General features: G+C 55.5%; 18 protein-coding genes. 15 read left to right on the top strand and 3 right to left on the bottom strand.

The features are described 5' to 3' along the window. The first annotated feature begins 69 nt into the window (after nt 1–69). The 9 genes from fadI (at nt 70) to miaE (ending at nt 11099) form a co-directional block, all read left to right on the top strand. Nucleotides 70–1413, top strand: coding sequence for an acetyl-CoA C-acyltransferase FadI (gene fadI, locus E2H98_RS16325; protein WP_133593204.1), 1344 nt, complete (start codon nt 70–72; stop codon nt 1411–1413). After that, a complete protein-coding gene (fadJ, locus tag E2H98_RS16330; RefSeq protein WP_133593202.1) occupies nt 1413–3590 on the top strand; it encodes a fatty acid oxidation complex subunit alpha FadJ in 2178 nt (725 codons plus the stop codon). Before fadI ends, fadJ begins: the two co-directional genes overlap by 1 nt. Before the next feature lie 257 nt (nt 3591–3847). After that, a complete protein-coding gene (locus E2H98_RS16335) occupies nt 3848–4534 on the top strand; it encodes an N-acetyltransferase (RefSeq protein WP_133593200.1) in 687 nt (228 codons plus the stop codon). A 161-nt stretch (nt 4535–4695) separates the two neighbouring features. Then, nucleotides 4696–5433 (top strand): DUF481 domain-containing protein, encoded by a 738-nt coding sequence (locus tag E2H98_RS16340; protein WP_133593198.1) that lies wholly within the window; start codon nt 4696–4698, stop codon nt 5431–5433. Nucleotides 5434–5444: 11 nt separating this feature from the next. Then, on the top strand, nt 5445–6632 hold the full coding sequence (locus E2H98_RS16345) for a DUF4147 domain-containing protein (protein ID WP_133593196.1): 1188 nt from the start codon (nt 5445–5447) through the stop codon (nt 6630–6632). Continuing rightward, entirely contained in the window at nt 6629–7537 is a 909-nt protein-coding gene (locus E2H98_RS16350) for an AAA family ATPase (RefSeq protein ID WP_232475425.1), read from the top strand. The genes E2H98_RS16345 and E2H98_RS16350 overlap by 4 nt, the downstream gene beginning before the upstream one ends. After that, a complete protein-coding gene (locus tag E2H98_RS16355; protein ID WP_133593194.1) occupies nt 7538–8518 on the top strand; it encodes a DUF58 domain-containing protein in 981 nt (326 codons plus the stop codon). Continuing rightward, nucleotides 8515–10479, top strand: a complete 1965-nt coding sequence (locus E2H98_RS16360) for a transglutaminase TgpA family protein (RefSeq protein WP_133593192.1) — start codon at nt 8515–8517, stop codon at nt 10477–10479. The genes E2H98_RS16355 and E2H98_RS16360 overlap by 4 nt, the downstream gene beginning before the upstream one ends. 17 nt (nt 10480–10496) lie before the next feature. Beyond that, on the top strand, nt 10497–11099 hold the full coding sequence (gene miaE, locus E2H98_RS16365; RefSeq protein WP_133593191.1) for a tRNA-(ms[2]io[6]A)-hydroxylase: 603 nt from the start codon (nt 10497–10499) through the stop codon (nt 11097–11099). A 7-nt stretch (nt 11100–11106) separates the two neighbouring features. Here the strand turns inward: miaE and E2H98_RS16370 are convergent, their stop codons facing one another. Then, a complete protein-coding gene (locus tag E2H98_RS16370; protein WP_133593189.1) occupies nt 11107–11499 on the bottom strand; it encodes a hypothetical protein in 393 nt (130 codons plus the stop codon). A gap of 336 nt (nt 11500–11835) precedes the next feature. Between E2H98_RS16370 and gltB the strand changes: the two genes are divergently transcribed. From gltB to E2H98_RS16385, 3 genes are all read left to right on the top strand, one after another. After that, nucleotides 11836–16266, top strand: a complete 4431-nt coding sequence (gene gltB / locus E2H98_RS16375; protein WP_133593187.1) for a glutamate synthase large subunit — start codon at nt 11836–11838, stop codon at nt 16264–16266. After that, entirely contained in the window at nt 16263–17624 is a 1362-nt protein-coding gene (locus E2H98_RS16380) for an FAD-dependent oxidoreductase (RefSeq protein WP_133593185.1), read from the top strand. Before gltB ends, E2H98_RS16380 begins: the two co-directional genes overlap by 4 nt. Before the next feature lie 128 nt (nt 17625–17752). Further along, on the top strand, nt 17753–18010 hold the full coding sequence (locus E2H98_RS16385; RefSeq protein ID WP_133593183.1) for a GIY-YIG nuclease family protein: 258 nt from the start codon (nt 17753–17755) through the stop codon (nt 18008–18010). On the opposite strand, the gene E2H98_RS16390 is transcribed toward E2H98_RS16385, so the two are convergent. Together E2H98_RS16390 and E2H98_RS16395 are read right to left on the bottom strand one after the other, a co-directional pair. After that, nucleotides 18007–19152 (bottom strand): NAD(P)/FAD-dependent oxidoreductase, encoded by a 1146-nt coding sequence (locus tag E2H98_RS16390; protein WP_133593181.1) that lies wholly within the window; start codon nt 19150–19152, stop codon nt 18007–18009. The genes E2H98_RS16385 and E2H98_RS16390 overlap by 4 nt on opposite strands. Continuing rightward, complete coding sequence (locus E2H98_RS16395) at nt 19145–19690, bottom strand: DUF1569 domain-containing protein (RefSeq protein WP_133593180.1); 546 nt, start codon at nt 19688–19690, stop codon at nt 19145–19147. The genes E2H98_RS16390 and E2H98_RS16395 overlap by 8 nt, the downstream gene beginning before the upstream one ends. A gap of 178 nt (nt 19691–19868) precedes the next feature. On the opposite strand from E2H98_RS16395, the gene E2H98_RS16400 reads away from it, so the two are divergent. The 3 genes from E2H98_RS16400 to E2H98_RS16410 all read left to right on the top strand — a co-directional run bounded on the left by E2H98_RS16400 (nt 19869) and on the right by E2H98_RS16410 (nt 22582). Next, nucleotides 19869–20288, top strand: coding sequence for a hypothetical protein (locus tag E2H98_RS16400; protein ID WP_133593178.1), 420 nt, complete (start codon nt 19869–19871; stop codon nt 20286–20288). A 157-nt stretch (nt 20289–20445) separates the two neighbouring features. Further along, nucleotides 20446–21900: an ATP-binding protein gene (locus E2H98_RS16405; RefSeq protein ID WP_162848217.1), complete on the top strand. Its 1455-nt coding sequence runs from the start codon at nt 20446–20448 to the stop codon at nt 21898–21900. Continuing rightward, the gene (locus E2H98_RS16410; protein WP_244927346.1) at nt 21890–22582 is read left to right on the top strand and encodes a response regulator; all 693 of its coding nucleotides are present in this window, start codon (nt 21890–21892) and stop codon (nt 22580–22582) included. The genes E2H98_RS16405 and E2H98_RS16410 overlap by 11 nt, the downstream gene beginning before the upstream one ends. Nucleotides 22583–22761 lie beyond the last annotated feature (179 nt).

Consider the following 22761-nt stretch of genomic DNA (forward strand, 5'->3'; position numbering starts at 1 on the left):
CCTCCGACCAGTAAAACCCATGCCGGTCCGGACCTGTCTGGTCCACCTCTTGGCACGATGGAGAACTACATGTCAGAACAACAATCGAACACCGTCGAAAACCCGGTGCGCCGCAAAGCCCGGCGCGTGGTATTTGAAGACCGGATTGCCGTCGTTTCCGGCTTGCGTACGCCATTTGGCCGTCAGCTCAGCTATTTCAAAGGCATTAGCTCAGTCGAGATGGGGCGTATGGTCGTCAACGAACTGTTGGCCCGAAGCGATATGGATCCACGCTTGATTGACCGCATCGTCTTTGGTCAGGTGTTGGCCTTGCCGGAAGCGCCAAATATCGCCCGCGAAATCGTGCTTGGCACCCAAATGAGCGTCTACACCGACGCCTTTTCCGTGTCCCGTGCTTGCGCTACCAGCTTCCAGGCCGCGGCCAGCATTGCCGAGGCCATTTACGCCGACGATATCGACATCGGCATTGCCGGCGGAGCGGACTCTTCATCCTATGTACCAATTCAGGTCAGCAAAAAGCTGATGCTGCGCCTGGTCGAAATGCCGAAAGCGAAAACACTGGGTCAGAAGCTGGCATTGCTGAAGGGCTTGGGTCTCAAAGATTTGGCACCGGAGCCACCATCGGTGCGCGACTTCAGCACCGGTTTGACGATGGGCGATGGCGCCGAGCAAATGGCGCGTGACTACGGCATCACTCGCCAGGAACAAGACGAACTGGCGCATCGCTCGCATAGCTTGGCGGCGAAAGCCTGGAACGACGGCAAGCTCGATGAGGAAGTGATGACCGTGCATCTGCCGCCGTTCAAAGAACCGATTCATCGCGACAACAACATTCGATTCGATTCCGACTTGGCCAATTACGCGAAGCTGAAACCGGCTTTCGATCGCAACCACGGTACCGTCACTGCGGCCAACGCGACACCGCTGACCGATGGCGCTGCCGCACTGATGATCATGCGCGAATCACGCGCCAAGGAACTTGGGCTAGAGCCGCTCGGATTTATTCGCAGCTATGCCTTCACCGCGGCCGAAGCGGCGAAAGACATGTTGATGGGCCCGTCTTACGCGACACCGCGCGCGCTCGATAAAGCCGGCATTCAGTTCAGCGATTTGAACCTGATTGAAATGCACGAAGCCTTTGCTGCGCAAACACTAACCAACGTAAAAATGTTTGCCTCCGACAAGTTTGCTCAGGAACGCCTGGGCCGCGCTTCGAAAATCGGTGAAATCGACATGGATAAATTCAATGTCATCGGTAGTTCGATTGCCTACGGTCATCCATTTGCTGCCACTGGCGCCCGGATGATTACGCAAAACCTGCGCGAATTGCGCCGCCGTGGTGGTGGTCTCGGTTTGGTAACGGCGTGTGCTGCCGGTGGTATCGGCGCCGCGATGATTCTTGAGGTGGAATAATGGAAATCAAAAAAACCAGCAGCTTTACCCTGAATTTGCGTGACGACGGCGTTGCACTGTTGACCATGGATGTTCCGGGCGAAAGCACCAATACGCTGCGCTCGGAATTCGCCGAGGAAGCGCGTGAAATCATCGCCGCGATTCGTGGTGAGCGTCGTATTCAGGGCATCGTGTTGCGATCCGGTAAAAGTGATTCATTCATCGTTGGCGCCGACATCAATATGCTGAAGAAAGTCGAGCGACCGGAGCAGGCCGAAGTGTTGTCGCGCGATGGTCATGCGGTCATGAAAGAGCTGCAGGATTTGAATCTGCCGCTGGTCGCGGCGATTCACGGTGCGGCGCTAGGCGGCGGTTTGGAATTTGCGCTCTGCTGCCATGAGCGAGTGTTGACCGACGATGAAAAAACCCAGGTCGGTTTGCCGGAAGTGCAGCTCGGCGTATTGCCGGGCGGCGGCGGCACCCAGCGTCTGCCGAAACTGATCGGTATTCCCAATGCGCTCGACATGATGCTGACCGGCAAGAAAGTCCGCGCCCAGCAGGCGCTGAAAATGGGCCTGGCCGATGAAGTGGTGCCGAAAGCCAATCTGGAAAAGGCCGCGATCAAACGCGTTCATGCGCTGAAAAATAACGGCTCGCTGTCCTCCTATTTTGAAAAGCGCCGCAAACCGGCTTCGATTTTCTCTGGACCCGGTTTTATGCGCGTGGTCTTGGAAAGCAATCCGTTTGGTCGCAATGTCATTTTTGAAAAAGCGCGCAAATCGGCACGAGCGAAAACCCAGGGCAATTACCCGGCACCGGACAAGATCATTGATTGCGTTGCCGCGGCATTCAGTGGCGATGACGGTTTCGCCGTCGAAGCGAAAAAATTCGGTGAACTGGTCGTGACCCCGGTGGCGCGTCAGCTGATGAATATTTTCTTTGCCAGCACGGCGCTGAAAAAAGAAAAGTTTGCTGATGCCGAAGCACGTGAGGTGAACAAGCTTGGCGTACTCGGCGCCGGCCTGATGGGCGCCGGTATCGCCTTTATCTCCGTTGACAAGGCCGAGGTGACCGCCAGAGTCAAAGACCGTGACGACAAGAGCGCCGGCCATGCCATTGAGTACACCCACAAGATTGTCAGCGAACGCCAGAAAAAGCGCCGGATTAAAAGCAATGATGCCGCTGTGCTGAAATCGCGGCTGACGGTCAGTACCGATTACCGCGGGTTCAAGGATGCGGATATCGTGATCGAAGCGGTGTTCGAAGATCTGAAACTGAAGCAAAGCATGGTCAAGGATATCGAGACCCATTGCCGCAAGGACACGATTTTCGCGACCAATACCTCGTCGATTCCGATTTACAAGATCGCCGAAACCGCCGAGCGTCCAGAAAACGTGCTGGGCATGCATTATTTCTCGCCGGTCGAGAAAATGCCGTTGCTGGAAATCATCAAGACGGACAAGACGGCTGATTGGGTGTTGAACACTGCGGTCGAGTTCGGTCGTGAGCAAGGCAAAACCGTTATCGTCGTCAAGGACGAAGCCGGGTTCTACGTCAACCGTATTCTGGCGCCGTATATGAATGAAGCCGGCCATATGGTCGCCAGCGGCGTGCCGATCGATTTGATCGATAAAGCGCTGAAAAAATTCGGCTTCCCGGTTGGTCCGATCAATCTGCTTGATGAAGTCGGTATCGACGTGGGTACCAAAGTGGCGCCCATTCTGGCCGATGCGTTTGGTGACCGAATGAATCCGCCGAAAGTGTTTGAAAAGTTGCTGAAGGACAATCGCCTCGGCAAGAAGAACAAGCGTGGGTTTTATCAGTATAACGGCGATGGCAAAGGCAAATCCGATAAAACGGTCGATGAGTCCGTTTACGAGTTGCTTGGCGTCAAACCAAACCAGACGCTGGCCGAAGATGATATCTGTGAACGCTGTGTGCTGATGATGGTCAATGAGGCCATTCGCTGTCTGGATGAAGGCATTATCCGCAATGCCCGTGATGGTGATATCGGCGCCATTTTCGGTATTGGTTTTCCGCCGTTCCTCGGTGGTCCGTTCCGTTATGTTGACAGCCTCGGTTCTGCCGGTGTGCTGGCACGCATGAAGCATTGGCAGTCCATGTTCGGCGAACGTTTCACGCCTGCAGAGCGGCTGGTCAACATGGCGGAGAATAACGAGCGTTTTTATAGCAATTGATTGCATGCCTGACTGTTGGCATTGATCTGGCAGAGCGCTTTTGAGCTGGCCATGCAAAAACAGCGGTATAAGGCCGCTGTTTTTGCGTCTGCTCATCAGTTGAGCGCTGGTTTGTGTGAAAAGTGTGAAGCATTACCTGGTTTCCGCTGGCTCACTGGCCTATATCGAGCTGACGATGCTATCTTGCGCTCGCGAATTGCGCTTTCCCGAGTGCTGGTTTTTCCATCCGTTTTAACTGATTTTGCGCTAAGGTCACCATGGACGCCTTGTTACCCCGTCATTCGGTTATCGTCCGGCAAGTTGCGCCGGTGCGAGCCGAACAGATACCGGCCCTGACCGATTTGCTGAGCCGGGCTTTTTTCCACGATCCCTTGATGCAGTATTTCGAGCCGGAGCCAGGTCGCCGGGCGGCCATCAGTCGCATTCTTTACGGCACTGTGCTGCGTTACACAATGAAATACGGTCGTGCCGATATGAGCGTCGATGGCAATGGTGTTGCCTGCTGGCTGATGCCCAGTCATTCGAAAATTGCGCTAAGTCGCATTGTCCGTTCCGGCTTCTGGAAAATGGGCATCAGCGCATCGCTATCGACGCTGGCAAAGTTCCACGCTTACGAAAAAGCCTCCAATCAATTGCGGGCGATGGTCTGCGACAAACCCAGCTGGTTCCTGTGGGCGCTCGGTGTCGATGCCGGCAATCGGCGTCAGGGTATAAGCAAGCATTTGTTCCGCACAGTTACCGACCGCACCGATCGCGCTGGCGAACCGGTGTATGTTGAATCCGCCAATCCGAACACCATTGCCTTGTTGCAGCACAGCGGATTTTCCGTCGTGCAGAAACTGGCGCTGTCTGAGCAACTGGTGCTTCATGGTTTGCTCCGTGCGCCGGGGTCGGCAACGCCCGCAAAAGTCGCACGCCGCGTTGAGGCGGCCAGCGTCATCTAGACTTGCCTTGGCAGCACAATCGCGCTGCCACCTCTACTACCAATATCTTCTTGATCGATCGCCAAGCCGCGCATCGACGTAAGACGCTTTTGTCGTCATCGCGCAGGTGATTACCGCTACAATAACGCTGATCATCAATGTATGAATAAAAAGGACGTCTCATGAATTCCCTGAAATCGCTTTTGCCACTATCCGCCCTGCTGATCACCAGCCATGCCATGGCCGCCGAGGAGACTCCGAACGGTCAATGGAGCGGTGAAGGTGAGCTGGGCTATGTCGCCGCACGCGGTAACACGGAAACCGAAACCGTGACGGGCAAACTAACGTTTGGTTTGAAAACGGAAAACTGGACCCACGAGCTCGGCTTATCAGCATTGCGCACGATCGCCGAAGATCCGGATACCGGCGAAGAAGAAGAAACCGCTGACCGTTATCAAGTGACCGGCCAAAGCAACTATCGCTTCGATGAACGTCGCTACATATTCGGTGCTTTTCGCTATGAAGAAGATCAGTTCAGCGGTTATGAAAATCAAAGCGCACTGACTGCCGGTTATGGTCATGCCTTTTACGACAGCAAAGAGTTGATGCTGAAACTCGAAATCGGTGCCGGTCAACGTTGGAGCGAGTTGGATACTGGCGAGGAAATCGAAGAATCCATTGTTCGTTTGCGTGGCGACCACGCTTGGCAGATTGCTGACAATGCGCGTTGGACCAACGAGCTGTTGGTCGAATCCGGTGAAGACAATACCTTCAGTGAATTCAGCACTGGCTTGAAATTCGATTTGAACTCCAAGCTGGCGTTCAAGTTTGCCTACGTTGTTCGTGAAAATTCCGATGTGCCGGCTGATCGGGAAAAGCGTGACACCCTGACAACCATCAATCTGGTGTTTGCTTTCTAAGTCAGCTATCGATGCGTGATTGGCTGAAGCGGGCGGCTGCCGAAGCATTGCAGATCAGCGATGCCTGGTCGCTGGTGCGTCAACGTCTTCCGCAGCAGCCGATTGATAGTGAGGTGTCGATACTGGCGATTGGCAAGGCCGCCGCAATGATGCAGCGCGCTGCGGCCGAGGTGCTCGCAGAATGCTGTCTGGCGTCATTGGTCATTGCGCCGGAAGCGTACCCCGATACGGCCACTTGTCGATTTGTTCAAGGCGCTCACCCTGTGCCGGATCAGCGCTCACTGCAAGCCGGCGAAGCGGCGCTGGCATTTGTCCAGCAATTGCCCGCCAACAGTACCTTGCTGGTGCTACTGAGTGGCGGCGCTTCGGCGCTGTGCGAAAAGCTGCCGGCAGAAATTTCCCTGCAGGACTTGCAAGCGCTGAATCGCTATTTAATTGCCAGCAATTATTCCATTGAACAGATCAACGCCGTTCGGCAATCGCTGTCGTTGCTGAAAGCCGGGAGACTGGCAAGACAAGTCAACGCTGGCATTAACATTGTTCAGTGGTTGATTTCTGATGTACCAAACGATGATCCGGCGATTATTGGCTCAGGTCCATTTATTGTGTCGACCGCGAAAGCCTTGCCTGATTTGCCGGAACCGTTCAGCAAACTGGTTAAGCGAGCGCAAGCGACGGTAGAACGCCTTGATCAACGGCCAATGCCTGGGGTTGAAACTGCAGTGCTGATCGGCAGTCGGGCGATGGCACAAGCTTTGGTTCGCTGGGCAGAAGCACAAGGCATCAACGCGCGATACCGACCGCTGTATGGCGACATCGACGAGGTCGCCGCCACGATTGTTGAGGAGGTCGAAAACCATGACGCGCAGTTTTTCGTGTTTGCTGGCGAAACCCATTTGCAGTTGCCGGCACAGCCAGGAAAAGGTGGCCGCAATCAGCACCTGGCGTTGCTGTTGGCGAAAAAATGGTCAGCACACACCTCGCACCAAGCGCTCTGTTTCGGTAGCGATGGCCGTGATGGCAGCAGCGATGCGGCAGGCGCGATATTTGACTGCGCTACACTGAATCGTGAAGGACTCGATGAAGCGATAGCAAAAGCCGATAGTTATCATTGGTGGCAGGCTCGAAATGGCCTACTCTTTACCGGGGCGACAACAACCAATGTCGCGGATCTTTGTCTCGTTTGGAAATCTCCGTGATCAATCAACTGCTGAAACAACTCGACCGCATCATTGTTGGCAAAAGCGAAGCAACACGGCTGGCGATGACCTGTTTGTTGGCCAAAGGCCATCTGCTGATGGAAGACTTGCCCGGCATGGGCAAAACCACGTTGGCACATGCGCTGGCGCACAGCATGGGGCTGGAATTTCAGCGCGTGCAGTTTACGGCGGATTTGCTGCCGGCCGATATTCTCGGGTCGGCGATTTATCTGCGCGAAGAAGCGCGATTCGAATTTCATCCAGGCCCGGTATTCACGCAAGTATTGCTGGCCGATGAAGTTAACCGCGCAACACCAAAAACCCAGAGCGCCTTGCTGGAAGCGATGGCCGAACAGCAAGTCACCGTCGAAGGCCAGACCCGACCATTGCCACAACCTTTTTTTGTTATCGCGACACAAAACCCGTTGCATCAGATCGGCACTTATCCGTTGCCGGAATCACAGCTCGATCGTTTTTTGATGCGTCTGACCATTGGTTATCCCGATGTGCAATCCGAGCGCTCTTTGCTGCAAGGCGAAGACCGGCAAGTGATGTTACGAGAAATGAAAGCCTCCTGCACGCCGGCACAACTGCAGCAGTGGCAGAGCCAGGTGGATGCCGTGAAAGTCAGCGATACCGCACTTGATTACGTTCAGGCGCTACTGGCGGCAACGCGTTCTGGCGCGGTGTTTGTCCATGGCCTGAGTCCACGCGCCGGCTTGGCGCTATTGCGCGCGGCGAAAGCCTACGCCTTTATCAACAACCGTCAGCATGTGTTGCCGGATGACATTCAGGCGGTGTTTGTAGCGGTCGCCAGTCACCGTTTGTGGTTGCGCGATGCTCGCGACGAACATAGTGATGCCGCTGTGCGTCGATTGTTGAATGAAGTCGCGGTGCCGATGTAAATGCGCATTCCAGGCGTAGCCCGACTACGTGCGTTTGCGCGCGGAAAAATGCAAGGCTGGCTCGCCAAGCGCATGCCGGCCGTGCCGGAGCTGCAACTCAATCACAAAAATATTTTCATTTTTCCTTCCGGGGCCGGTTGGCTGTTCTTGTTAATCGGCGGCTTGATTCTGATCGGTGGCGCCAATTATCAAAACAATGTCGCGTTGGCGCTGGCGTTCTGGCTAGGCAGCCTGGCGATGGTTGGTGTGTTCATCAGCTTTCGCAATGTCATGGGGCTGCGCTTGCGCGCCAAAGATGCGATGCCGGTGTTTGTCGGCGAACCGGCACGATTTCCGGTCTGGCTCGATGATCCGGATGGTCGAGCTCATCAATTGCTGGCGATAGGTTTATCCAGCAATGATTTGCGCGAATTCGATCTCGACGCTCAGGCTCAAACGATGCAGGAGCTGAGCGTGGTTACCGAACGGCGCGGACTGATGACGATGCCACGCTTTTTGCTGCAGTCGGTGGCGCCGTTTGGTTGGATGCGAGTCTGGACCTGGCCATTTCTTGCAGCCCATTGCGTGGTGTATCCCGCGCCAATCAAACCGCCGCTTGCGTTCGATCAGCTTGGTGGTAGTGATGGTAAAAAAGTTTTTCAACAAGAGGGCGCCGACGATTTCTTTGGCCACCGTCGCTGGCGCAGTGGTGATCCGCTGCGTCAGGTTGACTGGAAGATATACGCCAAGGAACGTGGCCTGATGGTGCGCGAATTCGCGACGCCAGCAACCGATGAATGGTGGTTTCGTTTGCAGGACTTGCCGGCCGCAGGGCTTGATACTCAGCTGGGGTGGTTAAGCCATATGTTGTTGTCAGCCGAGCATCAAGGCCAACGTTATGGTCTCGATTTGGGCAGCGAAAAATTCGCGCCGAATCAAGGTGATTTACATTTGCATCGCTGTCTGAAAGCGTTGGCAATGTTCCGACAGGTGCCGCAATGAACGCGACGGCGACCACATTGCTGGAGCGTCCTGGCGTCAAAGCGTTGCTGCTGATCGCCATTGGCGCAACGTTACTGCCACTGTGGTTCAAAGTGCCTCTTTGGGTCGCGGGTTTCAGCGCGCTAACGCTGCTCAGCGCCACCGGCCTTGGTTCAAAGCTACCGCGCTACCTGCTGTTGGTAATGGTTCTAGGGGCTACTGCCGCTGTAGTTGTGCAGCACCGTGGATTGTTCACCAAAGAAGCGGGTTTGTCGTTGATCGTGTTGATGGCTAGTTTCAAGTTGTTGGAGCTGCGCGCCAATCGCGATGCCGTGCTGCTGTCAGCGCTGACATTTTTCTTGTTGTTTGTTGCGATGCTATTTCATCGCGATTTGGCGGTGAATTTATATCTGTTTGCGCTGTTGCCGGTGTGTACCGCGGCGGTGCTTGCGATGTATCGGGTTGACGGCTGGCGCGGCATGAAGCGCCTGAGCCGGGAAAGCGGCAAGTTCTTATTGCTGGCGCTGCCAATCATGATCGTCGCCTATATGTTCTTTCCGCGTTTGGCCGCACCACTCTGGAGATTGCCTGGCAGTGGCGTCACCGGCCCAACTGATTCGATGACCATTGGCGACGTGCAATCGCTGGTGCTGTCCGACGAATTGGCGTTCCGAGTGAAGTTTCAAGGCACTCCACCGCCCGAATCGCAGCGGTATTGGCGCGGCACCGTGCTCTCTGATTTTGATGGTTTGACCTGGACAGTAGGCATGCCGCAGGCACCGGAAAGTTTTGAGCCCCTAGGGCCAGTGCAGCGGCAGGATATACAAATGCAGGCCCATCGTTTGCGTTGGCTTTATGCTCTCGATGTCCCGGTCGAAGTGCAAAGTCCGATACCGGCACGAAGGGTCTGGAACTACACGTTGATGACCAATTCGTTTGTCCGCGAAGCCGTCAATTACAAAGCCGAGTCGTACACACAATTCCGATTGGGTGCCGAACTCGACGAACGTTCGCAGGACTATCATTTGCGTCTGCCGGCAGGGGGCAATCCGCGTTCGCGCGATTACGCCGCGCAATTGGCCACACGTTTTCCAGAGCCGAAGGCACGGGTGCGCGCCGTGCTGACCGAAATCAATCAGGATGAATTCTGGTACACGCTATCGGTGCCGGAGCTGGCAGAAGATATCGTCGATGATTTCTGGTTCAACCATAAGCGCGGTTTTTGCGAACACTATGCCAATGCTGTGACGTTTATCTTGCGTGCTTCCGGCATTCCGGCTCGCGTGGTGGTTGGCTATCAAGGCGGAGAATGGAATGAGTACGGACAATTCCTGACACTGCACCACCGCGACGCCCATGCCTGGTTGGAATACTGGGTCGCCGGCGAGGGGTGGCTGCGCATCGATCCGACAGCGGCGATTTCGCCGGCCCGTATTGATCAAACCTGGCTGGACCGGGTCGCCACTCGCGACAGCGAATTCGAATTTTCCGACTGGGAAGCTTTCAGCAAACAAGCGAAAGAGGCGCCACCTTTTCTGGTCGAATGGTGGACGACAGCAAACCGTTGGTATGAAGCCAATATTGTCCAGTTCAATGAAGATACCCAGCGCGAATGGCTGAAGAATCTCGGCCTGCCGGAAATGAGCAAAGGTCAGTTGGTGCAAGTGTTGGTGTTCACGTTGCTGACGCTAATGTTGATCAGTGCCATCGTGATCATGCGTGCCCGCATCAACGCCGATCCGGTGGCAAGGACCTACGCCGCCTATTGCGCCAAGCTGGCCCGTTATGGTGTCATGCGCGCCCCTGGAGAAACACCGTATGCTTTGCTGCGTCGGGCCCAGCGCAAGTTGCCGGGCGAGCGTGCCGAGTTGCGCGAATTTGTCGACTATTACGTGCGCTTACGTTACGAAGGTATCGGCGATTATGCCGGTTTGCGTCAGCGCTGGTGGAAGCTGCGTTTTCGTCGCCTTCGCGCGGTTTGAGTGCCTGAAGTGAGTTTATGAGTCTTGCCGATATTCGCCAGTTTTTGCGTGTTGATACGCCGAAAGCCTGGCTCGATAAAGCCATTAGCCAAATTCCCATCCTGCTAATCGACCACGCCCATTGCGAGAAGAAAGCGGCGGCGACAGCGCTGAACCTGATGTACCGCTACCCGGAGCGGCTGGAGTTGCAACAGCAGTTGTCGCGCTTGGCGCGGGAAGAATTGCGTCATTTCGAACAAGTATTGGAGCTGATGCCGAGTCGCAATGTGCATTTCCGGTCATTGCCACCTTCGCGTTATGCCGGTGGCTTGCGGCAACAAGTGCGCAAAGAAGAGCCAGGCCAGTTGATCGACTTACTGATTATCGGCGCCTTTATCGAAGCGCGTTCCTGCGAACGTTTCGCAGCGCTCGCCGAAGTCATTCCCGATCAGGAACTGGCTGATTACTATCGCTTTCTGTTGCGCTCCGAATCTCGTCATTTCCGCAATTATTTGAAACTTGCCGAGCGTTACGCAAAAGTGGATATCAGTGAGCGGGTAGAGCAGTTTCGTATTATCGAAAATGAGTTCATCATATCGCCGGATAAGCAGTTTCAGTTTCATAGCGGCGTGCCGGCGTAATCCCCGTTCAACCTTTATCAATCATCGTCTGCAAACTCGCCGTCGCCTTGGCGATCAGCCGTGAGTAACGCTGATAGCTAATGTACGTCCAAAACGGTACCAGCGTTAACGACAGCAGCAGAATGATCAGCATCAGCCATCCTGGCAGTGCGGCATCCGGCTGAAAGCCGGCGTAGGTCAACAGACCGAGTACCGCTGCGGACGTGGCGACCGAAAGCCAACTGAGCCTTCGCTTGGTGATCGGATATAACGAGCGCAGCACAAACACAATTGGAAACGCTTCGTGATTTTTCGTCACGGCAATTTTCTGTTCGCGCAAAACCATGAATTGCTGCAACTGGCGCTCCATTTTGCTTTCGGCAAACGGCGCCGCTTCAAAGAGATAAAACAACGCGTTCATCGCGAACGCAATTTCCAACACGCTGCTGAATGGCGACAGCGCACCCGGATATCAGCAAAAGCATAGAGTGTCTGGCGGTCGAACATCTCGCATTAACGTTTACGCGAACGTAAAGTCAGCTGGTGCGCCTGTTCCCCTGCATTCGAATAAATACATAAAAATGCATAATATTCGGGTATATCCCTTTACTTGGACGGCCATTTCTTGCTATTGCTGCATGGCAACAGCATAAAAATACATTAATCGTTATTTCGCCTATCGCTCGTGATGCGTCAGTATCAACGGGCAGCGCATTCGTTTCCCCGCTGTTTGCAAGTCCGCTGGAGAGGATCGGTCATGCATTTGTACGACCCAAAAGATGAACGGGATAATTGCGGCTTTGGCCTGATTGCTGACATGCAGGGCCGGGCCAGTCATGAATTGCTGAGCACGTCACTGGAAGCGCTCGCCAATCTTTCGCATCGTGGCGCCATCGGCGCCGACGGCCGCACCGGCGATGGTTGCGGCGTGCTGATGCAATTGCCGGAGCCTTTTTTCCGGATCTGGGCGGCGCAAGCGCAACTGCATTTAACGCCGCGTTTCGCCGTCGGCATGGTGTTTCTGCCGCGCGATGAAAAAGAAGCCGCGCAATGCCGCGACACGCTCGCCAAACAACTGAAACAGGAATTGCTGACTGTCGCCGGTTGGCGCGAAGTGCCCACCCAGCCCGATGTACTTGGTCCGATTGCGCGCGCCAGTTTGCCGCGTATCGAACAAGTACTGGTCAATTGCCCTGCTGGCTGGGGCAAGCACGATATGGAACGGCGCCTATTCATGGCACGTCGCCGCAGCGAAAAAATGTTGGCCGATATCGATGGCTTTTATGTCTGCACGCTTTCCTGCTTGGTCATCGTTTACAAAGCGCTGGCGATGCCGGTCGATTTGCCGCAGTTCTATCCGGATTTGACCGATCCACGTTTGACGACAGCGATTTGCCTGTTCCACCAACGCTTCTCGACCAACACCTCACCGCGTTGGCCGCTCGCACAACCGTTCCGCTTTTTGGCGCATAACGGCGAAATCAACACCATCTCCTCGAACCGTGCCTGGTCGCGAGCGCGTGGCCCGAAATACATCACGCCACTGCTACCGGATCTGCAGCAAGCGGCGCCGTTTGTCAGCGAGGGCGGCTCGGATTCGATGTCGCTCGATAACATGCTGGAAGTCTGTCTCGCTGGCGGCATGGATATTTTCCGTGGCCTGCGCTTGCTGCTGCCACCTGCTTGGGAAAAGCGTGACGACATGGACGCCGACCTGCGCGCGTTCTACGAATTCAACGCCGGCCATATGGAACCCTGGGATGGCCCGGCCGGTGTGGTGATGACTACCGGTCGTCATGTTGCTTGCACGCTCGATCGCAATGGTTTGCGGCCAGCGCGTTACATCATCACCGCCAATGGCTGGCTGACGCTTTCCTCGGAAGTTGGCGTCTGGGATTACAGCCCGGCCGATGTCGTCGAGAAAGGCCGCGTCGGTCCCGGCGAAATGCTGGCGCTCGATACCGGCACCGGCGAGCTGTGGCGCTCGAACGCCATTGATTTGATGCTGAAAGAACAGCATCCATACCGGCATTGGCTGGAACAGCATTGTCATGTCATCGAGGCCGACGACGAAGATTTGCGTATCACCTCGCATCGCGACGATCCGCTGCATTTCAAACGGCTGCAAAAATTGTTTGGTGTATCGCGTGAAGAGCGCGATCAGGTATTGGCTGTGCTGGCCGAGCAGGGGCAGGAAGCCGTTGGCTCGATGGGCGACGACACACCGCTGGCGGTGTTGTCGGCGTTGCCCCGCTCAATTTACGATTATTTCCGTCAGCAATTCGCGCAAGTCACCAATCCACCGATTGATCCCTTGCGCGAAAGTTCGGTGATGTCGCTGACCACACGTCTCGGTTCCGAACACAACGTATTCCAGGAAGCCACCGGCGAAGCCCAGCGCTACATTCTGCAGTCGCCGGTGCTGTCACACGGTGTGTTGAAAGTATTGAAAGAACGCGTTGCCGAACGCACCCGTACCGTTACGTTGCCGTTATCAGCGGATCTCGATGAATCACTCGACGATGCCGTTGCGCGCCTCGTTAAGCTTGCCGAAAACGCCGTGCAACACGGTGGCGTCATGTTGGTGCTGTCCGATCGCGAAATCTCGCACAATACTTACCCGGTGCCGGCGCTACTCGCCTGCGGCGCCATACATCAGCGTCTGGTCAACACCGGTTTGCGTTGCGATGTGAACCTTTTGGTGGAGACCGCCAGCGCCCGCGACCCACATCATTTCGCCGTGCTGATTGGTTGCGGCGCCACCGCCGTTTATCCGTGGTTGGCGTACGAGTTAATCGCCGATTTGCTCGCCAACGACGAAGACCTGCCAAAAGCTTTGGCCAATTACCGCAAAGGCATTGAAAAAGGCCTGCTGAAAATCCTCAGCAAAATGGGTATCAGCACCATTCAGAGTTATCGCGGCGGCCAGATCTTCGAAGCCATCGGTTTACATAAAGACGTGGTTGAGCGCTGCTTCCCGAATGTCGCCTGCCGCATTCAAGGCGCCTGCTGGCCCGAATTGCAGGAAGACATTCTGCGCCTGCATCAACACGCCTGGGATGATCGTGAAAACATTCTGCACGGCGGTTTGTTGAAGTATCAGCACGGTGGCGAATATCACGCCTGGAACCCGGACGTCGTGCAAACCTTGCAAGCAGCGGTCAGTTCTGGTGATTACGACACCTACAAGCGTTATGCGGCATTGGTCAATGAACGCCCGATTTCGATGATTCGCGACCACCTGCAACTAAAGCCGGGTAAAGCCATCGCTTTGAAGAGTACGCAAGGCGAGCAAGAAATCCTGAAAAATTTCGACTCCGCCGGCATGTCCATTGGAGCCCTGTCGCCAGAAGCGCATGAAACCTTAGCCATTGCCATGAACCGTTTGGGTGGTCGCTCCAACTCCGGCGAAGGCGGCGAAGATCCGGCTCGTTACGGTAACGAACGGGTCAGTAAAATCAAACAGATCGCTTCCGGTCGTTTTGGTGTCACGCCCAGTTATTTGATGAGCGCCGAAGTGCTGCAAATCAAAATTGCGCAAGGCGCCAAGCCGGGCGAGGGTGGTCAATTGCCGGGTCATAAAGTCAGTGTTGAAATCGCCAAACTGCGTCACGCGACACCGGGCGTTACGCTGATTTCGCCGCCGCCGCATCACGATATTTATTCCATCGAAGATCTGGCGCAGCTGATTCACGATTTGAAATCCATCAACCCGAACGCGCTCGTGTCAGTGAAGCTCGTTGCGGAAGCCGGCATCGGCACCATTGCCTGTGGTGTCGTCAAATGCGGTGCCGATTTGATCACCATATCCGGTTACGATGGCGGCACCGGCGCCTCGCCACTTACCTCGGTGAAATACGCCGGTGGCCCGTGGGAATTGGGACTGGTCGAAGTGCAACAAGCATTGGTCGCCAACGGTTTGCGTGATCGGGTAATCGTGCAAGTCGATGGCGGTTTTAAAACCGGTGTCGACGTCATCAAAGCCGCTATCTTGGGGGCCGACAGTTTTGGTTTCGGCACCGGCCCGATGGTGGCGATGGGCTGCAAATACCTGCGCATTTGCCATTTGAATAATTGCGCCACCGGTGTCGCCACGCAAAACATCACACTGCGCGAAAAACACTTCGTCGGCACCGCCGACAAAGTCATGAATTTCTTCAGATTCATTGCTCGGGAAACCCGCGAGCAGTTGGCGGCACTGGGCGTTGCCTCGCTAAAAGAACTGCGTGGCCGCGTCGATTTGCTGCAATTGCAGGAAGGCAACACCAGCAAACAACGCCGGCTCGATTTGCGTCCGTTGCTGGCAACGATGCCAGTCGCCGTGCGCAGCTCGCAAACGCGTAAGGATGCACCAAAGCAAGCCGATTTGAACGAGCAAATCGTCCGCGATGTCATGCCGCATACCGACAAGCCGCAAGTGATCACCCGTGCCTATCGCATTCGCAATCGCGATCGCAGCGTCGGTGCGGCGCTGGCCGGTGCGCTGGCACGGAAATTTGGCAGCGAAGCGCCACCGGTGCATGTGCAATTGCAATTCCGCGGTGTTGCCGGTCAGAGCTTTGGTGTCTGGAACGCGCCCGGTGTCGAGCTGACGCTGATTGGCGACGCCAACGATTACGTCGGCAAAGGCATGGCTGGCGGGCGCATCATCATTCACCCGGCCGAGCACATTCGTTTCTTGCCAGAGCGCACACCAATTCTCGGCAACACTTGTTTATACGGCGCCACCGGTGGCGAGCTGTATGCGCGCGGTCGTGCTGGCGAGCGTTTCGCGGTGCGTAACTCCGGTGCGTTGGCGGTGGTCGAAGGCTGCGGCGATCACGGCTGCGAATACATGACCGGCGGCGTTGTCGTCGTGCTTGGCAAAACCGGCCGTAACTTCGCTGCTGGCATGAGCGGTGGTATCGCGTTCGTGCAGGATGACGAAGGCAACTTTGATCAACGCGTTAATGCAGAGCTCGTTGAAGTCGTGCCGCTCGCCGAAGTGCACACCCCCGAGTTTGCCCAATACCTGAAAAAACTGATCGAAGCGCACGCCCACTACACCGGCAGCCGCGTCGCGGAAACCATCGTTCGCGAATTCAGCGCCAGAGTGCGGCAATTCAAGGTCGTCAAACCGCGTCAATTTGCGCTGCACAGCCTGCTGCCGATCACGCAAAACACCATTTCTGTTGAGGGGGTTGCATGACCACCAACGTATTACACTTTCTGGAACAAGGCAGAAAAGATCCGGACAAGCTGCCAAAGAACGAACGCCAGCATGGTTTCAAGGAAATCTATCGCGCGTTTGTGCAAGAAGAGGCCGTCAGCCAATCTGAACGCTGTATTTCCTGCGGCAATCCGTATTGCAGTTGGAAATGCCCGGTCCATAACGACATTCCTGGCTGGTTGAATCTAGCCGCCAAAGGCAAATTGTTTGAAGCCGCTGAACTCTGTCACGAAACCAATTCCTTGCCGGAAGTCTGCGGTCGCGTTTGCCCGCAAGATCGGCTTTGCGAAGGTGCCTGCACACTGAACACTGGCTTCGGTGCCGTCACCATCGGCTCGATGGAAAAATGGATTGTCGATAACGCTTTCGCGCAAGGCTGGCGACCAAACCTGTCGCACGTCGTCGATACTGGTAAACGCGTCGCGATTGTCGGCGCCGGCCCAGCGGGCCTTTCCTGTGCCGATGTACTGGCGCGCTACGGCGTAAAAGCCGTGGTCTATGACCGTTATGATGAAATCGGCGGCTTGCTGACCTTTGGTATTCCGGAATTCAAACTGGAAAAGCGCGTGATGCGCCAGCGTCGCGAAATTTTTGAAAGCATGGGCATTGAGTTCGTGCTCAATTGCGAAGTCGGCAAAGACGTCAGCTTTGAAAAACTGCAGAAAGAATTTGATGCGGTGTTTTTAGGCTTAGGCACTTACAAACCGGTCTTCGGCGGTTTTCCCGGCGAGGAAGCCAAAGGCGTCTATGCCGCGCTCGATTTTCTGATCGGAAATATCCGTCACCTGCACGAGATGCCAGCCGGCGATTACCCGTTTATCGATTTGAAAGATAAACGCGTGATCGTACTCGGCGGTGGCGACACCGCGATGGACTGCGTGCGCACCGCCGTACGCCAGGGCGCCACCGAAGTGTCATGTGTTTATCGTCGCGACGAAGCCAGCATGCCCGGCTCACGCCGCGAGGTGTCCAACGCGAAAGAGGAGGGCGTCAACTTCGTCTGGCAACGCCAGCCACTGGCTATTGAATCCGCCGCCAATGGCATCACGGGTGTGCGCGTTAAAAACACCGAAACCGGCATTGAGGAAGTACTGGCTGCTGATGCCGTCGTCATCGCATTTGGCTACCGCGCCTCTCCGCCCGATTGGCTAAAAAAACTGGGCGTAACGCTAAACGACAAAGAGTTAGTGGTTGTTGGTGGCAGTTCGCCATTCCAATCCAGCGTCACCGGCATCTATGCCGGCGGCGATATGGTGCGCGGCGCTGACTTGGTCGTGAACGCCGTAGCGGAGGGTAGGCAGGCGGCGAAATCGATCATCAAACAATTGGGTGTTTGATATTCGTGAACGGAAGATTGGACAGGCTCCGACTGCCTGGTGCTGAACTGATCTCCGCGCAGTAACCCATTTACCATCTCCAGCCATCCCGCTATGCTCCGGGATGGTGGTAGTGGGTTTGGGTGTTCATGAGCAATTGGTTTGTATACTTGTTGGAATGCCAGGACAACAGTGTCTATTGTGGCATTACCGACAACGTCGAGCGGCGAATGGCTGTGCATGCGGCCGGCAAAGGAGCGCGCTACACTCGTTCGCGGCCTCCGAAAAAACTGCTGGGCTGTTGCCGTTGTGATTCCCGTTCGGCGGCATTGAAGTTGGAAATAGCCATCAAGAAATTGAAGCCGGCCGCCAAGCGTGAATTGGCGGCCAGTTGGTCTAGCGATTAAGCGAGCAGTAAGTCGGCCAATTGCACGGCGACCGAAGAACCAATGGCGACACCCATGCCGCCCATGCGCACGCCAATCACCGTGCGTTCGTCATGACGTTTGACAATCGGTTTTTTCGTTTCGCCAAAGGCCATGATGCCGGACCAGCGCTGGGCGATTCTCAATTGCTTGTTCGGGCTAATCACCTGATGCAAAAACGTGTCGAGCGCCTGACTGACAATCGGATTGTCGCCAAACTCGGTCGTGGTTTCGCCAGCGAAATCCTGGTGACGGGCACCTCCGAGCAGAATGCGTTGATCGATATTGCGAAAATAGTAATAACCTTCTTCGGCGTGAAAGGTGCCCTGCCAGCGCAAATCGGCAATAGGTTCGGTAATCAGCACCTGGCCGCGACCCGGTGTTACTGACAATTCCGGCAGCAACGCACGGGCAAAGGCATTGGTGCATAGCGCCAGTTGTTCGCTGCGTAATGTCCAGTTTCGGTCTTGGCTCGATAGCTCAACATGCACACCATCCTGTTCAGCGCGAAAGCGTTGCACTTCGGCGCCGGTCAGTACCAGCGCGCCCAGACTTTGCACGTGTTTCAGCAACCAGCGCATCAGCATGCCGCTATGTAGCTGTGCTTCGAACGGATTGAACAGCAGAGCGTTGACGCGATTATCGGCAAAACCGAATTCATTGATTTTTGCCTCTACACGACGAAATACCGGCGCCTGAAAAATCGGCATCAACAACTGGTTGATTCGATCAAGCTGTGCAAGCAGCGGCATCTGTGCTGCACTCAGTAACTCGTAACCACCATGCTGTTGATAGTCCATGGCGGTTTCCGGTACGCGTTGCTGCAGACGTTTGAGTCCGGTGACTCTGGCCTGCAAGGTCGCCAAGGCGATGTCTTCGCCGAAGGCGTCGATGTCGGCGAGGATTTCGCTGAGGCTGCCAAAGCAGGCGAAACCAGCGTTACGGGTGCTGGCACCGCTGGGCAGCAGGCCGCGCTCGACAATCGTTACGCGCAAGTCGGGCTTTCGCTCCAGTAACTCTGCAGCAGTCGACAGCCCAACGATGCCGGCGCCAATAATCAGCACGTCACTCTGCAAAAAACTTTGGTCTTCCCAATAACTGCTTTGATGCGTGGACTCAGCCATAAATCTGTGTCCCATTCACGGAAAATTCGGTCAAGTGCTGGCGGATGTGCATGGCATGAGCCAATGCATATTGGCTGGCACTCAATTCGCCATAGGCAAAGTGCGGCGCCAATCTGCCTTGATGCTGCTGAAATTGTTCGATTGCCGTCAGCAAGCGCTGAAGAGCGAGTTCCGGTGCAATCTGTTGCTGCAACAGCGGCGCACCGGGAATCGGCTCATCCAGCGGATGGCGCATGGCTTTTTTCCGGGAAAATACATAGAAAGCCGGTGTACCAACTACGGTTTGGAATAGCGCCGATTTCGCCTGCGGGTAGCCGGTCAATGAATACTCGATGCTTTGCGCCAGATGCTGAAAAATTTCGCTGATGGACCAGGCTCCATTACTGTCCAGATTGGCCAGTGGCAGTGACCGTAATTCGCGGCTTATCGCGGCCAATGACAGCTCCTGATCGCTGGCAGGCAGGTGAACCCAAACGGCGCCACCCACAGCAACAGCGGCTCCGGCTAGTAGCGCTAGGTTGAATTGACGTCGATTCATGATGTTGGACGTGGAAATGGCGATGCCGCTTGAGATTCTCACATGATAACCGAGGCACCCCGGCTTCACAGTGTTTTCACATTTGCTTCATCGCCACTGCGAATTCCCGGTCTTAAATGGCCATGTCGATGAACCCCGACAGTGTCTGCAAACGATCTGGTGAGTAAAGGAGAAAGCGATGAAATCAATTACGCATATGCTGGCAGTGACGACGCTGTCGGCCATGATTGCCAGCCCGGCGTTCGCCGGTGGTGACCATCACCATGAAGGCAAGCGCGCGCACGAGCATCATCAAAAGATGCTGGAGGCCTGCGAAGGCAAAAGCGATGGTGACAACGTGACGCTGACCGCTCGCAACGGTGAAAGCATTGAGGCGACCTGCATGCTGCGACCGGCGACGTTGGTGGCCGTACCGACCCGGCATTTGGAGCATAAGCAGGCGATGAAAGACGCCTGTGCCGGCAAAGTCGAGGGCGATATTGTCGCTTTCACCAATCCGCGTGGCGATAGCGTCACCGGCACCTGCACGTCGCGCAATGGTGAGTTGTTCGCGAAACCCGAGCACAAGCGGAAAGGCGACAAGAAAGAAGACCAGTAATGCGGTCGAAGCTCCATCTCGAACGCGGTCTGCATGCTCAGCCGTTTCATGCCGGTCATGAAACGGCTGTTTACCGTTGTGCTTCGCGCAGTGGTCATGGTCTGAGCTATAGTGCCGGCCTGATGGCAGGTAGGCGATGAAGCAGGTAGCCAAGCGTATGAAATTGAATTTGACCCAGCGCCTGATTGTGCTGTTTTCGGTGTTCAGTGTGCTGCTGGTGCTGACCATTGCGTCGGTGGTTCGTTATAGCTTCAACAAGGAATTGACCGAGCATATTCATCGTCGGGAGCTGGCCAATCTGCAAACGCTCGCCGATGATTTGGCCGATCGTTATGCTGCGCAAGGCAATTGGCAATTTCTGCCGCGTTCGCCGGAAAGCTGGCACCGCTTCGTGCTCAATTCTGTGCTTGAGCATCGCAACCTGTTGCCGGAACAGGCGGGTTCGCCGGAAGAGCTGAAGCAATTACGACACAAGCTGCGCCATCAAATCGCCAAGCGCCGGCAGGATGTGCATCACCTGATGCCGCGTTTACAGCTCGTCGATCAGGATCGCCAACGCTTGGTGGGCGTCATCTTGCCGCGTGAAGCCAGTCTGCTTGAACAGCCGATCACCATTGATGAGCGAACGGTTGGTTATTTGTTGTTGGCCGAGCCGCCTGGCGTTCGTGACGAGCTGGAACAGCGCTTTCAGCAAGCCCATTTTGAAATGCTGCTGCTCACCAGCAGCGCGGCGTTAATCATCAGTTTTCTTATCGCTTATTGGTTGGCCCGCAACCTGACTAAACCGATTCACCAATTGGCCAGCACCGTTGCCCATTTACGCGAAGGAGATTACCTGTCGCGCAGTCAAATTCAGCGCAGTGATGAGCTGGGGCAATTGGCCACTGACATTGATCAACTGGCCGAGACACTGGCGCGTAACGAGCAATTCCGTCGCAACGCCATGGCCGATATTTCTCACGAACTACGCACGCCATTGTCATTGCTGCGATCGCGCATTGAAGCGATGCAGGATGGTGTGGTCGCGATGGATGACAGTTCGCTGGAAGCGCTGCACCGCAGTGCTTTACGTTTGACCCATCTGGTCGATGATTTACATCAGATGGCGTTGGCTGATGCTGGCGGCCTGAAGTTACAGTATCGCGATGTCGATGCCGTGGCGCTGACGCAGACGGTGGTTCGCGAATACGAGGCGGAAATGAAGCGACGCGATCTGGAATTGAACATTGACGCGCCGGATTCGCTGATGATTGATGCCGACCAGCAACGCTTTCGTCAGGTGATCGACAATTTAATCAGCAACAGCATTCGTTACACCGATCCGAATGGTCGCATCACGATTCGACTGCGCAGCGAGGGTTCGCAATTGCTCTGGTGTATCGAGGACTCCGAGCCGGGTGTTGCCGAAGCGGATATCACGCAATTGTTCGAACGCTTTTTCCGTGTCGAGAAATCGCGTTCGCGTGACAGTGGCGGTTCTGGTCTAGGACTCGCCGTTGTCAAAGCGCTGGTGCAGGCCCATCGCGGCAGTGTCGAGGCCGCCCGTTCATCGCTAGGAGGTTTGCAGGTGTGCCTGCGGCTGCCACTGAAAGCGGAGTTCAATCATGAATGACAACACTCGTCATGTGCTGCTCGTGGAAGATGAAATCGAGCTGGCCTCGCTGGTCAGTGACTACCTGAAGCAGGCCGGTCTTCGGGTCAGCCTTTGTCATCGTGGTGATCAGGCGCTGGCGCAATTCAAGCATCTGCAACCGGACCTGTTGGTGCTCGACTTGATGCTGCCTGGGCTTGATGGTTTGAGCATTTGCAAAGAGGTTCGGCAATTCTCGGCAGTGCCGATCATCATGGTCACGGCGCGCGTTGAAGAGGTGGATCGTCTGCTCGGTTTGGAGTTGGGGGCTGACGATTACTTGTGCAAACCATTCAGTCCGCGCGAACTGGTGGCGCGCGTCAAAGCGATATGCCGGCGCATGGAGCCAGGCTTTGGTAAAACCGGCAGCAACGAACGGTTGCAGTTGGATACCGAGCGTTTCATGGCCAGACTGGACGGCAAAATGCTGAACCTGACGCCAGTGGAATTTCGTTTGTTGCACCATCTGGTCAGCCATGCCGGCAAGGTGTTTTCCCGTTCACAATTGCTGGATCATGTCCACGATGACAGCCGTGTGGTTACCGATCGCACTGTTGATTCACATATCAAGAATCTGCGCAAAAAGCTGCGTGATGCGGCGCGCAAGGATGATGAATGGATTCACTCCATTTACGGCCTTGGCTATAAGTTCGAGTGGCCCTGAGCTGGTCGCAATACTCCGTCTGTTTATCGAAAATCTAGGCTACGCCCGGCCGAGTCACGCTAAAGTGGGCCGCCGTGCTCTGCCTTGAGCGCACGACATTCCACACGGTACCCTGTTAGGAATGTTTACGTTTTTGTGCTTCACTTGCCTGGTCGATTTTGCCACAGTGAACGTATCAG

Source organism: Permianibacter aggregans (assembly GCF_009756665.1).
Taxonomy (GTDB): Bacteria; Pseudomonadota; Gammaproteobacteria; order Enterobacterales; family Permianibacteraceae; genus Permianibacter; species Permianibacter aggregans.

What these genes read in the sequence shown, in the direction of transcription:
- E2H98_RS16390 (WP_133593181.1), bottom strand. Translation starts at nt 19,152, where the DNA reads ATGGCTGAGTCCACGCATCAAAGCAGTTATTGGGAAGACCAAAGTTTT.
- miaE (WP_133593191.1), top strand. Translation starts at nt 10,497, where the DNA reads ATGAGTCTTGCCGATATTCGCCAGTTTTTGCGTGTTGATACGCCGAAA.
- E2H98_RS16400 (WP_133593178.1), top strand. Translation starts at nt 19,869, where the DNA reads ATGAAATCAATTACGCATATGCTGGCAGTGACGACGCTGTCGGCCATG.
- E2H98_RS16370 (WP_133593189.1), bottom strand. Translation starts at nt 11,499, where the DNA reads ATGAACGCGTTGTTTTATCTCTTTGAAGCGGCGCCGTTTGCCGAAAGC.
- fadI (WP_133593204.1), top strand. Translation starts at nt 70, where the DNA reads ATGTCAGAACAACAATCGAACACCGTCGAAAACCCGGTGCGCCGCAAA.
- E2H98_RS16360 (WP_133593192.1), top strand. Translation starts at nt 8,515, where the DNA reads ATGAACGCGACGGCGACCACATTGCTGGAGCGTCCTGGCGTCAAAGCG.
- fadJ (WP_133593202.1), top strand. Translation starts at nt 1,413, where the DNA reads ATGGAAATCAAAAAAACCAGCAGCTTTACCCTGAATTTGCGTGACGAC.
- E2H98_RS16335 (WP_133593200.1), top strand. Translation starts at nt 3,848, where the DNA reads ATGGACGCCTTGTTACCCCGTCATTCGGTTATCGTCCGGCAAGTTGCG.
- E2H98_RS16340 (WP_133593198.1), top strand. Translation starts at nt 4,696, where the DNA reads ATGAATTCCCTGAAATCGCTTTTGCCACTATCCGCCCTGCTGATCACC.
- E2H98_RS16405 (WP_162848217.1), top strand. Translation starts at nt 20,446, where the DNA reads ATGAAATTGAATTTGACCCAGCGCCTGATTGTGCTGTTTTCGGTGTTC.
- E2H98_RS16355 (WP_133593194.1), top strand. Translation starts at nt 7,538, where the DNA reads ATGCGCATTCCAGGCGTAGCCCGACTACGTGCGTTTGCGCGCGGAAAA.
- gltB (WP_133593187.1), top strand. Translation starts at nt 11,836, where the DNA reads ATGCATTTGTACGACCCAAAAGATGAACGGGATAATTGCGGCTTTGGC.
- E2H98_RS16395 (WP_133593180.1), bottom strand. Translation starts at nt 19,690, where the DNA reads ATGAATCGACGTCAATTCAACCTAGCGCTACTAGCCGGAGCCGCTGTT.
- E2H98_RS16385 (WP_133593183.1), top strand. Translation starts at nt 17,753, where the DNA reads ATGAGCAATTGGTTTGTATACTTGTTGGAATGCCAGGACAACAGTGTC.
- E2H98_RS16345 (WP_133593196.1), top strand. Translation starts at nt 5,445, where the DNA reads ATGCGTGATTGGCTGAAGCGGGCGGCTGCCGAAGCATTGCAGATCAGC.
- E2H98_RS16380 (WP_133593185.1), top strand. Translation starts at nt 16,263, where the DNA reads ATGACCACCAACGTATTACACTTTCTGGAACAAGGCAGAAAAGATCCG.